12 protein-coding genes are annotated in these 14,731 nt (G+C 65.1%); 5 read left to right on the top strand and 7 right to left on the bottom strand.

The window, feature by feature from the left end:
• The first annotated feature begins 15 nt into the window (after positions 1-15).
• On the top strand, positions 16-2,334 hold the full coding sequence (gene parC, locus NOV72_RS16035; protein ID WP_106855587.1) for a DNA topoisomerase IV subunit A: 2,319 nt from the start codon (positions 16-18) through the stop codon (positions 2,332-2,334).
• 165 nt (positions 2,335-2,499) lie between these two features.
• Positions 2,500-2,958, top strand: coding sequence for a CopD family protein (locus tag NOV72_RS16030; protein WP_106855586.1), 459 nt, complete (start codon positions 2,500-2,502; stop codon positions 2,956-2,958).
• A gap of 49 nt (positions 2,959-3,007) precedes the next feature.
• Here the strand turns inward: NOV72_RS16030 and NOV72_RS16025 are convergent, their stop codons facing one another.
• On the bottom strand, positions 3,008-5,437 hold the full coding sequence (locus NOV72_RS16025; RefSeq protein WP_106855585.1) for a putative bifunctional diguanylate cyclase/phosphodiesterase: 2,430 nt from the start codon (positions 5,435-5,437) through the stop codon (positions 3,008-3,010).
• A 32-nt stretch (positions 5,438-5,469) separates the two neighbouring features.
• Here NOV72_RS16025 and NOV72_RS16020 point away from each other — a divergent pair, with 32 nt between their 5' ends.
• On the top strand, positions 5,470-5,793 hold the full coding sequence (locus NOV72_RS16020) for a hypothetical protein (protein ID WP_106855584.1): 324 nt from the start codon (positions 5,470-5,472) through the stop codon (positions 5,791-5,793).
• Between the two features lie 98 nt (positions 5,794-5,891).
• On the opposite strand, the gene NOV72_RS16015 is transcribed toward NOV72_RS16020, so the two are convergent.
• The 5 genes from NOV72_RS16015 to NOV72_RS15995 form a co-directional block, all read right to left on the bottom strand.
• Positions 5,892-6,782, bottom strand: a complete 891-nt coding sequence (locus NOV72_RS16015; protein WP_106855583.1) for a PhzF family phenazine biosynthesis protein — start codon at positions 6,780-6,782, stop codon at positions 5,892-5,894.
• 84 nt (positions 6,783-6,866) lie between these two features.
• On the bottom strand, positions 6,867-7,328 hold the full coding sequence (locus NOV72_RS16010; protein ID WP_106855582.1) for a RidA family protein: 462 nt from the start codon (positions 7,326-7,328) through the stop codon (positions 6,867-6,869).
• Positions 7,329-7,352: 24 nt separating this feature from the next.
• The gene (locus tag NOV72_RS16005) at positions 7,353-8,549 is read right to left on the bottom strand and encodes an aminotransferase-like domain-containing protein (RefSeq protein ID WP_106855581.1); all 1,197 of its coding nucleotides are present in this window, start codon (positions 8,547-8,549) and stop codon (positions 7,353-7,355) included.
• A gap of 107 nt (positions 8,550-8,656) precedes the next feature.
• The gene (locus tag NOV72_RS16000) at positions 8,657-9,586 is read right to left on the bottom strand and encodes a DMT family transporter (RefSeq protein WP_106855580.1); all 930 of its coding nucleotides are present in this window, start codon (positions 9,584-9,586) and stop codon (positions 8,657-8,659) included.
• Between the two features lie 35 nt (positions 9,587-9,621).
• The gene (locus tag NOV72_RS15995) at positions 9,622-10,422 is read right to left on the bottom strand and encodes a VOC family protein (protein ID WP_106855579.1); all 801 of its coding nucleotides are present in this window, start codon (positions 10,420-10,422) and stop codon (positions 9,622-9,624) included.
• A 187-nt stretch (positions 10,423-10,609) separates the two neighbouring features.
• Here NOV72_RS15995 and NOV72_RS15990 point away from each other — a divergent pair, with 187 nt between their 5' ends.
• Complete coding sequence (locus NOV72_RS15990; RefSeq protein ID WP_106855578.1) at positions 10,610-12,073, top strand: aminotransferase-like domain-containing protein; 1,464 nt, start codon at positions 10,610-10,612, stop codon at positions 12,071-12,073.
• Here NOV72_RS15990 and NOV72_RS15985 read toward each other — a convergent pair.
• On the bottom strand, positions 12,070-12,624 hold the full coding sequence (locus NOV72_RS15985) for a Rhs element Vgr protein (RefSeq protein WP_106855577.1): 555 nt from the start codon (positions 12,622-12,624) through the stop codon (positions 12,070-12,072). The genes NOV72_RS15990 and NOV72_RS15985 overlap by 4 nt on opposite strands.
• A gap of 160 nt (positions 12,625-12,784) precedes the next feature.
• Here NOV72_RS15985 and htpG point away from each other — a divergent pair, with 160 nt between their 5' ends.
• Positions 12,785-14,689: a molecular chaperone HtpG gene (gene htpG / locus NOV72_RS15980; RefSeq protein ID WP_106855576.1), complete on the top strand. Its 1,905-nt coding sequence runs from the start codon at positions 12,785-12,787 to the stop codon at positions 14,687-14,689.
• Positions 14,690-14,731 lie beyond the last annotated feature (42 nt).

The raw sequence follows: 14,731 nt of genomic DNA, 5'->3' as shown, positions 1-14,731 counted from the left end.
CACAACGGATATTCGATGGGAATCACAGACGATCTCTTCGCCGAACAGACCGCACCGGACGGCGAACAACTGACGCTCGGCGATTACGCCGAGCGCGCCTATCTCGACTACGCGGTGAGCGTGGTGAAGGGCCGCGCGCTGCCCGATGTCTGCGACGGCCAAAAGCCCGTGCAGCGCCGCATCCTCTTTGCAATGAGCGAGATGGGCCTCGCGTCCGGCGCGAAGCCGGTGAAGTCGGCGCGCGTGGTCGGCGACGTGCTGGGCAAGTATCATCCGCACGGCGATCAATCGGCGTACGACGCGCTCGTGCGTCTCGCGCAGGACTTTTCGATGCGCTATCCGCTCATCGACGGTCAGGGCAACTTCGGCTCGCGCGACGGCGACGGCGCGGCGGCCATGCGATACACGGAAGCGCGCCTCACGCCGATCGCGCGCTTGCTGCTCGATGAAATCGATCAGGGCACGGTCGATTTCATGCCGAACTACGACGGCTCGTTCGAAGAGCCGAAGCTGCTGCCCGCGGGCCTGCCGTTTCTGTTGCTGAACGGCGCATCGGGCATCGCGGTGGGACTCGCGACGGAAATCCCGTCGCACAATCTGCGCGAAGTCGCGCAAGCCGCCGTCGCGATGATCCGCGATCCGAAGATCGGCCACGCGGGGTTGATGGAGAAACTGCCCGGACCCGATTTCCCCGGCGGCGGGCAGATCATCTCGTCGCCCGCGGAAATCTCGACGGCTTACGAGACCGGCCGCGGCAGTCTGAAGGTGCGCGCGCGCTGGAAGATCGAAGAGCTCGCGCGCGGCCAGTGGCAGGTCGTCATCACGGAATTGCCGCCGGGCGTGTCGAGCCAGAAGGTGCTCGAGGAAATCGAGGAACTCACCAACCCGAAGATCAAGCTCGGCAAGAAGACGCTCACGCCCGAGCAGGTCCAGACCAAGCAGACCTTGCTCGGCCTGCTCGACGCCGTGCGCGACGAGTCCGGCAAGGACGCACCGGTGCGTCTCGTGTTCGAGCCGAAGTCGAGCCGCATCGATCAGACCGAGTTCGTCCATTCGCTGCTCGCGCATACGAGCCTCGAATCGAACGCGACGATCAACCTCGTGATGATCGGCGGCGACGGCCGGCCGCGTCAGAAGGGCATCGTCGAGATCCTGCACGAGTGGATCGGCTTCCGCTTCGTGACGGTGACGCGGCGCACGCAGCATCGCCTTAACAAGGTCAACGACCGCATCCATATTCTCGAAGGGCGAATGATCGTCTTCCTGAATATCGATGAAGTCATCCGCATCATCCGCGAATCGGAGGAGCCGAAGCAGGCGCTGATCGCGCGCTTCAATCTCTCCGACCGCCAGGCGGAAGACATTCTCGAAATCCGGCTGCGTCAGTTGGCGCGGATGGAAGCCATCAAGATCGAGCAGGAACTGTCCGACTTGCGCGACGAAAAGACCAGGCTCGAAGAACTGCTCAACAGCGACGCCGCGATGAAGCGCGTGCTCATCAAGGAAATCGAAGCCGACGCGAAGCAATACGGCGACGATCGCCGCACGCTCATCCAGCAGGAAAAGCGGGCGACGTTCGAGACGCGTGTCGTCGACGAGCCGGTGACGGTCGTCGTGTCGCAGAAAGGCTGGGTGCGCGCGCTGAAGGGCCACGGACTCGATCCGGCGGGCTTCACCTTCAAGCAGGGCGATGGCCTCTACGCGGCATTCCTGGCGCGCACGCCGGATTCGCTGGTCGCCTGGGGCAGCAAGGGGCGCGTCTACTCGGTGCCGGTGTCGGCGTTGCCGGGCGGACGCGGTGACGGCGTGCCGGTGACGTCGCTGATCGAGCTCGAATCGGGCACGCATCTGCTGCACTATTTCGCGGCGAACGCGGAGCAGCCGCTGCTGCTGGCGTCGAGCAACGGCTTCGGCTTCATCGCGAAGCTCGGCGACATGGTGAGCCGTCAGAAGGCGGGCAAGGCGTTCATGACGATCGACGAAGGTGCGGCTCCGCTCGCGCCGATGCCGATCGTTCCCGGCGCGACTTATGTCGCGTGCCTGTCGAGCGCGGGCAAGCTGCTCGTCTTCGGCATGGACGAGATGAAAACGCTGTCGGGCGGCGGCCGCGGCGTCATTCTGATGGGCCTCGATGCGAAGGAAACGCTGCGCCAGGCGCTCGCGTTCGATGCGCGCGGCGTGATGATGACCGGCACCGGGCGCGGCGGCAAGGCGAAGGACGAGAAGCTGAGCGGCTCGCAGTTGCAACTGCATCTGGGCAAGCGCGCGAGGAAGGGGCGTGCGCCGGATGCGTCGTTGAAAGTGACGGATTTGCGGCCGGTGTTCGAGGGCTAAGGCTTCGCTTCACCGTAGCGCATGCGGGCATCATTAGAAAACGCCTCGCCGCGATCATGCGGCGAGGCGTTTCTTTTTTGCTTTATCGCGAGCCGGTCGGAACTGATGCGCGCTGTCTCAGTCGAACGCCCAAACTTTAGACAACGAAGTCAGCTCGGGAACACAATGAACAAAGCCATCGAAGCGGCGCTTTTTCTGCATTTGCTCGGCGTAGCCGTTTGGATCGGCGGCATGATCTTCGCGCATTTCTGCCTGCGTCCCGCGCTCGGCGATCTCACGCCGCAACTGCGTCTGCCGCTTTGGGAGTCGGTCTTCGCGCGCTTCTTCAATTGGGTCGGCGTCTCGGTGATCGTGATTCTGCTGACCGGCGGTTTCCTGCTCATCGAATTCGGCGGCGGTCACGCGGCGTGGCCCTTGCACGCGATGGCCGGCCTCGGCATCGTGATGATGCTGATCTACGGTCATATCCGCTTCGCCGTGTTTCCGCGCATCCGCCGCGCGGTGCAGGCGCAGAACTGGCCCGACGGCGCGCGAGCGGTCGGGACCGTGAGAAGACTTGTGGTGATCAATCTCGTGCTCGGCGTCGTGACGATCGGCACGGCGGTGTTGTCGCGCGGGTTCTGATTCTGCAAACGCGCGTCTCGCGAGCGCGCAGCGATAATCAGCGAGCGCCTCACCCTCCGCGCTCATCGCTGAGCGCGGTGCTCGGCGTCTCCGATCCTTCGCCCTTGCGCGAGCGCGGCGATTGTCCGCGCGGCCACCCGCACACGCCGAAGCGATCGAGCAGCGCCTGCACGCCATCCGCCGGAACGGGCCGCGAGAACAGGAAGCCTTGCGCTTCCACCGGCCCGAGCGCCGCGAGCCACGTGATCTGCTCCTCCCGCTCGGTGCCTTCGACGACCACCGTCAGCCCGAGCGAGCGCGCCAGATTGATGATCGCCGACACCATCACGCATACGCTGCGGTCTTCGGGAATCGCCTGGACGAACGAGCGATCCACCTTGAGCGTATCGACTGAAAAGCGGTTCAGATACGACAGCGACGAGTAGCCGGTGCCGAAGTCGTCGAGCGCGATGCGCACGCCCAGCCGCTTCAACGCGACGATCTTCTCCTGCACGAGTTCCGGATATTCGACCATCACCGTCTCGGTGATTTCGAGTTCGAGCTTGTCGGGCGGAATGCCGCTCGCCTCGATCGCGCGCGCGACGGTTTCCAGCAGGTCGCCGCGCCAGAACTGCACGGCGGAAATGTTCACGGCGAGGGACAGGCCGTGATAACCATCGCGCTGCCATTGCGCGAGCTGCATGCACGCGGTGTAGATCACGTAATCGCCGACGGCGACGATGAGCCCCGTCGATTCCGCCACCGGAATGAACTCGTTTGCCGGAATGAGCCCGTGCTGCGGATGATTCCAGCGCACGAGCGCCTCGAAGCCCGTGATGCAGCGGCGCGTAAGATCGATCTTCGGCTGATAGACGAGAAAGAGCTGCTGCTCCGTCAGCGCGACGCGCAGTTGCTGCTCCCACTTCATCAGATGATCCGCGCGATGCGACAACTGCGGCGAATAGAACTGATAGCAGTTGCGGCCCGCGTCCTTCGCGCTGTACATCGCGAGATCGGCCTTCTTCAGCAGATCGATCTCGCTTTCGTTCGATACCGAAAAGAGCGCAATGCCGATGCTCGCATGCAGCACGAACGCGCTGCCGCGCACGTCGAAGGGCGTGGCGAACATCGTGGAGATGTCGTCGGCGAGGGTGACGGCGCGCTGTTCGACGTCGTCGCCCTTCACGACGACCACGAACTCGTCGCCGCCGATGCGCGAGAGCGTGCCGCTTTGCCCGACCGTCTCCGCGAGCCGCGACGCGGTCATCTGCAGGACAATGTCGCCCGCGTTGTGGCCGAGCGTGTCGTTGACCGTCTTGAAGTTGTCGAGGTCGATGAAAAGCAGCGCGAGCCGCCCGATGTTCTCCGGCTGCGCCACGTCCTGTCTTAGCGCGCGCAGCGTCGAGTAGCGGTTGCGCAGGCCGGTCAGCAGGTCGTATTCGACGAGATGCGTCATCTCGCGTTCGCGTCCGAGCAGCTTGCCGATGAGCCCCGTCGCCACCGCGAAGAAGCCGAGCATCGCGAGCGAGATGAAGCTCGCCATCAAAAGATAGACGTTGCGCGTGTGGTTGTAGTCGATCATCTCCTCGCGCTCGGAGAGGCCGACGAGCACGCCGAGCGGATAGCCGTCGATATGCCGGTACGACACGATGCGCTTCACGTGATCGATCGGATCGACGTAGATGCCGGACGCATGCTCCGTCGTCGGATAGACGCCGCTCGCGCTGAAGGCGGAGTGAGAACGGTCTGCCGGGCCGCTGTGCGCGTTGCCTTTCGTGGCGGCACCGGCGGCGTTTTCGGCGAGGCTGCCGCCCGTGCTGCGCGCGAGCACGGAGCCGTTGTCCGAGACGACGGCGATCACGCCTTCGCGCCCGATCGACGCGACGTTGTAGAAGTCGCTCGTGAAATAGGCAGGGTCTTCCGACACGACCACGACGCCCGCGAACGAGCCGTCCGGATGATTGAGCCGCCGCGTGAACTGCAACGTCCACAGGCCCGACACGCGGCCGCGCACCGGGCGGCTGATGTAGAGCAGGTCGTCGTTCGAGTGGGCGTGAACCTTGTAGTGCTCGCGATCGGAGAGATCGATCGGCTTCGGATGCGGGTCCGACGTGTTGCCGATGAGCGTGCCGTATTCGTCGATCAGCGAGACCTGCACGAGCGTGTCGCTCTGCACGACGCCTTTCTCGACGGTGGCGATCAGATCGAAGTTGTCGGGCGACTTCTCGTACTCGTATTTGACGAAACGGGTGATCTGGTCGACCTGATGAATAGCCTTGATGGTGTGCTGCTCGAGCGCCGACGAGAGAATGGCGGCGGAGGCCATCGATTCGTGCGTCGTCGCTTCGCGCTCGACTGACAGCCGGGCGAATATCACCGCCCACAACAGCACGAGCACGAAGGTGCCGAGCACCGGAATTGCGAGGAGCGCGCGCCGACGCCGCGCCGACGGCGCGCCGAATAAGGTTTGGGTCAGGGCGTGGGAGCGCGTGCGCTTCATGGCGAGTTCGCCGGCGCTCGGTCGCGTAGCCTGTGGCGTGCTGCGAACTGCGCGAGGTGGATGAAGCGATGCATGTTTTGAGGCGTTCGGCCGAAACGAGTGAATATACCGTGCGCGGCGCGCAGCGGATGATCGGCGGCTTGTTTCTCCGAGACCCGATCCACGTCCCGATCCACGTCAAGAGGCAGTGCAACGGCCGTTCGACGAGCGGTGTATTGCAGCGGCGCCCGAAGCCCGGCATGAGCGAGACGGCGGGCGTCCGGTTTCGTCAGGAGCATACGTTTGCGTTGCGGCGCGAGCGACTCGCCTTCGCGACGCCTGTATTCCGCCGATGTGAAACCGCGTTTGCGTTGTGATCCCCGATTGTTCAGATATTAGCGAAGCCTCGGAGATTAAGAAAGGGGCGCCGCTTGGGGGTATACGCGCGCCCGCTGGCGGCGCGCAGGTCATTGTTTCAGATGCGGAATGTGCCGTCGATCACAGTTACCGACGCGCCGCCGATCCAGATCGGTGCATCGTCTGCAGCGTCGTCGTAGTCGATGCTCACCCGGCCCGCGCGGCCGAGCGCGGTGCCCTGGCGCACGGTGTACGAAGCGCTGGGCCGCTTGCTTTGTTGCGTGAGGAGCGTCGCGAGCGCGGCATTCGCGCTGCCCGTCACCGGATCTTCGATGTTCTCCGCGCCGAGCAGGATCACGCGCAGTTCGAAGGTCGCGGGTCCATCGGCGTCGTGCGGTCCATAGACCGCGATGCCGTGCGTGCCCACTTCCGCGACGAGCGACTTCAGCGATTCGCGCGCCTCGCCGTGCAACGAAAGCGCGAGGCACTGCGCCGCGTTTTCCACGCGCACGACGAGCCAGGGCACGCCGTTATCGACGGCGGCGGGCGGCGCGCTGAAATCGATTACCGCGGGCGAGAGCGCGGCGGCGAGGCGCTCGTTCTGCGCGGCGTTCAGTGGCGCGATGCGCGTGCGCGGCGCGGCGAACGCCCATTCTCCGTTGCCGCGCTCGGCGAGCGTGACGAGCCCGACGCCGCATTCCTGCACCAGCCGGCCGGGCGTCTTCGGCGTGTAGCCGCTGTCGATGAGCGCGTGCGCGCTGCCGAGCGTCGGATGGCCGGCGAAAGGCAGTTCGACCGCCGTCGTGAAAATGCGTACGCGATAGTCGGCGCGCGGATCGGTCGGCGGCATGAGGAACGCCGTCTCGGACAGATTGGTCCAGCGCGCGATTTCCTGCATGCGTTCCGTCGAGAGACCTTCGGCGTCGAAAATCACCGCGAGCGGATTGCCCTTGAACGGAACCGGCGTGAAGACGTCGACCTGTTTGAACTGGACGGTGCGTGGGGACATGAATTTACCGGTTGGATCGGAACACAAAAAAACCCGACGGCCTTAGGCGCGTCGGGTTTCGCTTGCGAGCGACGGGCGACGCGTTCAGGCGACTTCCGCGATCAACTCGATCTCGACGCACGCGCCGAGCGGAATCTGCGCGACGCCGAACGCCGAACGCGCATGCTTGCCCGCATCGCCGAACACGTCCGCGATCAGCTCCGACGCGCCGTTCGTGACGATGTGCTGCTCGGTGAAATCGAACGTCGAGTTCACGAGGCTCATCACCTTGACGATGCGCTTCACCTTGTTGAGATCGCCGACGTGCGCGTGCAGCGTCGCGATCAGGTCGATGGCGACGCTGCGCGCCGCGGCCTTGCCTTCTTCGGTCGTGATGTTGTCGCCGAGCTTGCCGGCATGCACCTTTCCGTCCTTCTTCGCGATGTGTCCGGACAGATACACCGTGTTGCCGCTCTGCGCGCTCATCACATAAGCGGCGGCGGGCGCGCCCGCGACGGGCAGTTCGATGCCGAGTTCCTTCAGCTTGTCATACACGTTCGATGCCATCGGTTGCTCCTCAAAACGTTGAAATCAGATGCTCGCGCGAATCAGCGCGCCGAGCTTCGCCACGCCTTCGTCGATCGTCGCGGGCGGAACCGTCACGAACGAAAGGCGCATCGTATTGTGCTCGGCCTCGTTCGCGAAGAACGGACCGCCCGGCACGAAGGCCACATTCTGCGCGATCGCCTGTTCGAGCAGCTTCATCGAGTCGATGTGGCGCGGCAGCTTCACCCACACGAACATGCCGCCTTCCGGCCGGTTCCATTCGATGCCCGCGGGCATGTGACGTTCCAGCGCGTCGAGCATGGCCTCGCACTGGTCGCGATAGAGCGCGCGGATGGTCGGCACGTGCTGATCGAGGAAGCCGTCCTTGACGACTTCATAGACGATGCGCTGCGTGAGGCTCGGCGTGTGCAGGTCGGTCGCCTGCTTCGCCTGCACCAGTTTGAAGTGCAATTCCTCGGGCGCGATGATGTAGCCGACGCGCAGGCCCGGCGCCAGCACCTTCGAGAACGAGCCGAGATGCACGATATGCTCGGGCGCCATCGAGAGCATGGTCGGCAGCGGAGCGCCGGCGTAGTCGAGCGCGCCGTAGGGATCGTCTTCGATCACCGGGAACGGCGCGTTTTGCGCGAACGCGGCGAGCGCGCGGCGGCGTTCGAGCGGCAGGCGGCGGCCGGTCGGGTTCTGGAAGTTAGGCTGCGCGTAGAGCAGGCGCGCGCCGGCGGTGAGCGTGGCGTCGAGCGCTTCGGGGATCAGGCCGGATTCGTCGGTCGGCACCTGCACGTAATGCGGCTCGAAGAGCGAAAACGACTGAAGCGCGCCGAGATACGTCGGCGTTTCGACCAGCACGCGGCTGCCCGGATCGACGAGCGTCTTGCCGAGCAGATCGAGCGCCTGCTGCGAGCCGGTCGTGATGAGCACCTGCGTCGGACGGATAGCGGCGCCGTTCACCGAGTAGCGCGCCGCAACCCATTCGCGCAGCGGCATGTAGCCTTCGGTCGCGCTGTACTGGAGCGCGGCGGCGGGATGATCGCGCAGGATGCGCTCCGACGCGTGACGCATTTGCTCGACGGGAAACGTCGCGGGCGAGGGCAGGCCGCCCGCGAAGGAAATGACTTCCGGCCGTTCCGTGACCTTCAGGATTTCGCGAATCGCCGAACTGGTGAGCTTGCGTGCGCGTTCGGAGAGTTGCCACGGCGTGGCGCGGAGATCGGCTTGATTCATGAAATGCCTCGGTTTGTCTCAGGAATGATGTTTATCTTGGCGCGGGCCGCGAATTCTGGAATCGAGGCTGGCGCGGTACGGCAGTCAGTAATTATCGCGCGAGCGCGTCATCTTGCGTGCGTCGTGCCCGCCGCGACGACGGCCGCTTGCGGCGCGGCACGCACGGCTGCCTTGCGGCCCAGCACGACGGTCGCGATGACGGCGGCCGCATACAGCCACGTCGACGCGCTCACGTGCTCGCCGAAGAAGAGCGCGGAGAAGGCCATCGTGAAGAAGATCTGCAGCAGTTGCACTTGTCCGACGCGCGCGATGCCGCCCATCGCGAGTCCCGCGTACCACGCGAAGAACCCGATGAATTGCGAAAACAGCGTGACATAGCCGAACGCGAGCCACACCTTGAGCGCGAGCGGTTCGGGGTGCGCCGCATGATGCGCCCACGCGAGCCAGCCGACCGGCAGCAACAGAAACGGCGCGGAGAGCACGAGCGCCCAGCAGATCACCTGCCAGCCGCCCATCTGACGCGCAAGCCGCGCGCCTTCCGCATAACCGAGCGCGCCGATGCCGACCGCGACGAGCATCAGCAGATCGCCGGCTTGCAGACCGCCGCCGCCCGCCTGCAACGCGAACGCGACGACAATCGCGCTGCCCGCCACCGCGCTCGCCCAGAACGCCTTCGACGGCCGCTCGTGCGACAGCCACGCGGCATAGATGGCGACGCACAGCGGCTGCAGGCCGTTCACGACCGCGCCGTGCGAGGCGGGCACGGTCTTCATCGCCCATGCGGAAAACACCGGAAACGCGATGATCACGCCGAGCGCGACCACGGCGAGGCTCTTGACCTGCGGCCATGTCGGTCGCTTTTCGCGACGCCACGCGAGCAGCGCGGCGGCCGGAATCGCCGCGACGAGCGCGCGTCCGAGGCCGTTCAGCAGCGGATGCATCTCCGCGACGACGATGCGCGTCATCGGCAGCGTCAGGCTGAAAATGACGACGCCGATCAGGCCGAGCAACATGCCTTCGGTTTCGCGGGTTTTCATCGTGTGGCGTCTCCTTTTTTTTGCGATGCGCAGGCTCAGTCGGGCTGCGCGGGTGTTTCGGTGTCGTCCTGCGTATCCGTCTTCTTCGCGCGACGGCGTTTGGCTGCCTGCCGTGCTTCCTCCTCGCGCGCCGCCGCCTGTTCCGCCGATTCGCCGAGCGTCAGTGTCGATCCGTTCGGCAGATCGAACTGCGCGACGAGCACCGGCGCGCCCGCCGTTTGCTCGACGCGCATCAGATGCGCCGCGCCGAGCCACGCGAGTTGCGCCGATACGGCTTCCGCGTCCGGATGAAAGCCCGTCAGCGCACGCAGCGCGATGCCCGTTTCCGGCAGCGCGCCGCTCGGATGGCGCGGCGTGTCCCACTGGATCAGCGACGGCAGCACACCGTCGCCGGCGCCTTGCCACGCCGGAAACGCGCCGTCGTCGGGCACGGTCAGGCCCCACGTATTGCCGGCACGCGACATCGCCGCGACCGGCGCGATGCGCTCCGGATACTGCTCGCGCCAACGCACCAGCGACTTCGGCCGATCGACGCGCGCGACCCAATGCACGAGTCGCGGGCCGTCGTCAGCGAGACGGCGCTGCATCGCGGGGTCGTCCAGTGCGAAAAGACGCGGCCGGGGCGATTCGGCATCCGCCGCCGACGGATCGGTCGCGATCACTTCCAGATACGCGCCGCCCCACAAATTCAGCAGCCGGTTGTGCGTGCGCATCAGCGGATGCGCGCCGCCGGCCGCCGTCCCGACGCCGAATTTCGCGGCGATGAACTGCGCGCCTTCGTCCAGCGTGCGTGCGGCGATCACGAAGTGATCGAGTTTGAGTCGATGATCGGTCATGACGTGGCGATGCAATGCAATGCGATAAACAGGGGCCGACAGCATAACGCCTCCACGCGCGCCCCCGACGGCCCGAAAGCAAAATGTAGCCGCTATCACCGTGACAGTAACGGTACAATCGGCCCAATACTATTCTGTACAGTTCTTTCACGGCGCACCGCCGCGCTTGCCGTCCACGGAGGCTCGCATGTCCGTTCCGCTCGACCAGATTCCCGCGCCGCACGACGCCGCGCAACTCACGCTCGTCGATCAACTGGTGCAATGGGGCCGCCGCCGCATCGACGAGCGCGTGTTCCGTCCCGGCATGCGCATGCCGTCGATCCGCAAGCTCGCGCTCGACAAGGGCGTTTCGCGTTTCACCGTCGTCGAGGCGTACGAACGGCTCGTCGCGCACGGCTATCTCGACTCGCGGCGCGGTTCGGGCTTCTACGTGCGCGAGCGCATCGCGCCGACGCTCGTCGCGAAAGGCGACGCGCCCGCCGTCGCGGCGGAGCGCGAGCCGGTGCAGAACACCATCGACGTGGTCTGGCTGCTGCGCAACATGCTGCACACGTCGAGCCCGGAGAAAGGGCCGGGTCTCGGCTATCTGCCGGGCCGCTGGCTCGACGGCGAACTGATCACCAACGCGCTGCGTTCGCTGTCGCGCCAGAGCGGCGCGCAGATGCTCGGATTCGGCACGCCGCAAGGGTTCCTGCCGCTGCGCCAGCAGTTGCAGACGCGGCTGGAGGAGCTGGAAATCGGCGCGTCGGCGGCGCGGCAGATCGTGCTCGTGTCGGGCATCACGCAGGCGATCGACCTGATCTCGCGTCTTTATGTGAAGCCTGGCGATGCGGTGATCGTCGGCGATCCGGCGTGGTTCCAGATGTTCGGGCGCTTCGCGTCGCAGGGCGCGCGGCTCGTCGGCATGCCGTACACGCCCGACGGCCCCGATCTCGACGCGCTGGAAACGCTCGTCGCGACCTGGCGCCCGAAAATGCTGATCATCAATTCGGTGCTGCAGAACCCGACCGGCACGTCGCTCACGGCGGCGCAGGCGTTCCGCATTCTGCAGCTCGCGCAGGAATACGACTTCATCGTCGTCGAGGACGATGTCTACGGCGATCTGTGCCCGGCGGGCTTTCCCGCGACGCGCCTCGCATCGCTCGATCAACTGAAGCGCGTGATTTTCCTCGGCAGTTTTTCGAAGACGCTCGCGGCGAATCTGCGCGTCGGCTATATCGCGGCGGCGCCGGAGGTGGCGAAGGCGCTCGCCGACCAGAAGATGCTCGTCGGCATGACGAGCCCGGAAATCAACGAACGCGTGGTCTACAAGGTGCTGACGGAAGGGCACTACCGGCGGCACGTCGAACGGCTGCGCGCGCGGCTCGACGGCGTGCGCGAAAAGACCGCGCGCATGTTGGAAAAGACCGGCTTTCGGCTTTTCGCGACGCCGGCGGCGGGCATGTTCCTGTGGGCGGACGCGGGCGTCGATTCCGATGGTCTCGCGGCGGCGGGCCACGAGGCGGGCTTTCTGCTGACGCCCGGCAGCCTGTTCTCGCCGCATCAGTCGCCGACCACTTGGATGCGCTTCAATATCGCCAATTGCGGCGATCCGGCGCTGCCCGCCCTGCTGGCGAGCTATCTGGAGAAGGCCGCGCGGCGCAGCGCCTAACGGCGGCGTCCGGGCAGATTGCGACGTTCGGCGGGCGCGCGGATGAAGTCCGCGAGCACGGCTTCGTAGAGCGCGAGCGCGCCGGGCACGTGCCGATATCGATGCTCGTACAGCCTGCCCTGGCCGTCGCAGAATTTGAGCGCGAAATAATCCGCGAGCAGGTTGCCTTGCGCTTCCATGTTGTAATCGGCGAGCCGCTTGCCGTCGGCGAGCGTGTACGCGTACCGCAGACCGATGCGGATCGCGCCGCGCAGCCGCACCGGATAACCGAGCTGAAACTGCCACACGTGCGTCATCTCGTGAATGAACCACATGCGATTCACGAGGTCGCAGGCGGAGAAGTCGTCCTGAAAACAGCCGCGCGGAAAATACAGGTTGCCGTTGGGCGCCATTGCCGTGCGCGGCGGTTGCAGGCCGAACGGGAGATAGGCGCGAGCGTGGACCCGGACCTTCGCGTAGTCGATGGCGTCGCCGAACACGAGCCGGGCCATGCGCGCCTCGTCGCGGGAAAGCGGCCGGGCGTGGCGGTCGTGATTGCGCAGGAAGGACATCGCGGGTACGGAGTGATCGGTCGTTCGGCAGACGCATCTTATCCGGACGCGCCGCTCTTGAAAAATGTCCGGCCGCCCTCATATCGGACAAATTGGCTGCGTGACCGACGCGCGCGGCCGACTCGATCGCACTCACGAAATCAACACAGAGGACTCGACCATGGCGCAAGAAACCATGAGCTTTCAGGCAGAAGTGAAGCAGCTTCTGCACCTGATGATCCATTCGCTCTACAGCAACAAGGAAATTTTCCTGCGCGAGCTGATTTCCAACGCATCCGATGCCGCGGACAAGCTGCGCTTCGAAGCCATCGAGAACAGCGCGCTCTACGAGAGCGATCCGGACCTGCGCATCCGCGTGTCGTTCGACAAAGCCGCGCGCACCGTCACCATCGACGACAACGGCATCGGCATGAGCCGCGAGGAAGCGATTTCCCACCTCGGCACGATCGCGCGTTCGGGCACGAAGGAATTCTTCTCGAAGCTCTCCGGCGACCAGCAGAAGGACGCGGCGCTGATCGGCCAGTTCGGCGTCGGCTTCTATTCCGGGTTTATCGTCGCGGACAAGATCATCGTCGAAACGCGCCGCGCCGGTCTGCCGGCAGCGCAGGGCGTGCGCTGGACGAGCGCGGGCGAGGGCGATTTCGAGGTCGAGGACATCGAGCGCGCGCAACGCGGCACGACCATCACGCTGCATCTGCGTGCCGACGAAGACGAACTGCTGTCGTCGCATCGTTTGAAATCGATCATCCAGAAGTACTCGGATCACGTCGCGCTGCCCATTCTGATGCAGAAGGAAGAGTGGGACGCCGAGAAAGGCGAGATGGTGACGAAGGACGAGGACGAGACCGTCAACCAGGCGAGCGCGCTCTGGACGCGTCCGAAGAACGACATCACGGACGACCAATACAAGCAGTTCTATCAGCACATTTCGCACGATCACGACGATCCGCTCGCATGGACGCACAACCGCGTCGAAGGCCGCAGCGAGTACACGCAACTGCTGTACGTGCCGAAGCACGCGCCGTTCGATCTGTGGAACCGCGAGCATCGCGGCGGGCTGAAGCTCTACGTGAAGCGCGTGTTCATCATGGACGACGCCGAGCAACTGCTGCCCGCGTATCTGCGTTTCGTGAAGGGCGTGGTCGATTCGGCGGATCTGCCGCTCAACGTGTCGCGCGAAATCCTGCAGGAAAGCCGCGACGTGAAGGCGATTCGCGAAGGCGTGACCAAGCGCGTATTGTCGATGCTCGAAGAGATCGCGACGTCGTCCGCAGAAGCGACCGACGAAGACGGCAAGCAGAAGTACGCGACCTTCTGGAACGAGTTCGGTCAGGTGCTGAAGGAAGGCATCGGCGAGGATTTCAGCAATCGCGAGCGCATTGCGAAGCTGGTGCGGTTCGCGTCGACGCAGAACGACAGCGCCGAGCAAAACGTGTCGCTCGCCGATTACGTCGCGCGCATGAAGCCCGAGCAGACGAAGATCTACTACGTCACCGCCGATAGCTGGCAGGCCGCGAAGCACAGCCCGCATCTCGAAGTGTTCCGCAAGAAGGGCGTCGAGGTGCTGCTGCTGACGGATCGCGTCGACGAGTGGATGCTGTCGTTCCTCAACGAGTTCGACGGCAAGCCGCTCGCGAGCGTTGCGCGTGGCGATCTCGATCTCGGCGCGCTCGACGACGAGGAAAAGCAGCAGCAGGAGAAGGTCGGCGAGGAAATGAAGCCGCTCGTCGAGAAGATGAAGGAAGCGCTCGAAGGCAAGGCGAAGGACGTGCGTCTCACGTTCCGTCTCACCGATTCGCCGAGCTGTCTCGTCGCCGATGAAGGCGACATGAGCGGCTATCTGCAGCGCATGCTGAAGGCGGCGGGGCAGAACGCGCCGCAGGCGGAGCCGATTCTCGAAGTGAATCCGGAGCATCCGCTGGTGAAGGCGTTGAACGCGGACAGCGCGAATTTCGTCGACTGGTGCCATCTGCTTTTCGATCAGGCGTTGCTGGCCGAAGGCGGCGCGCTGGAAGATCCGGCGAGTTTCGTGAAGCGGACGAATGCGTTGTTGCTCGCGCGGTAAGTCTGTTTGAGCGGTTCGAATGAGCGCGCCGCCGGGGGACCG

The organism is Caballeronia novacaledonica, assembly GCF_900258035.1.
Lineage (GTDB): Bacteria > Pseudomonadota > Gammaproteobacteria > Burkholderiales > Burkholderiaceae > Caballeronia > Caballeronia novacaledonica.
Note: the sequence above shows the minus strand (reverse complement) of the source record. Positions and strands in the feature narration are given on the sequence as shown.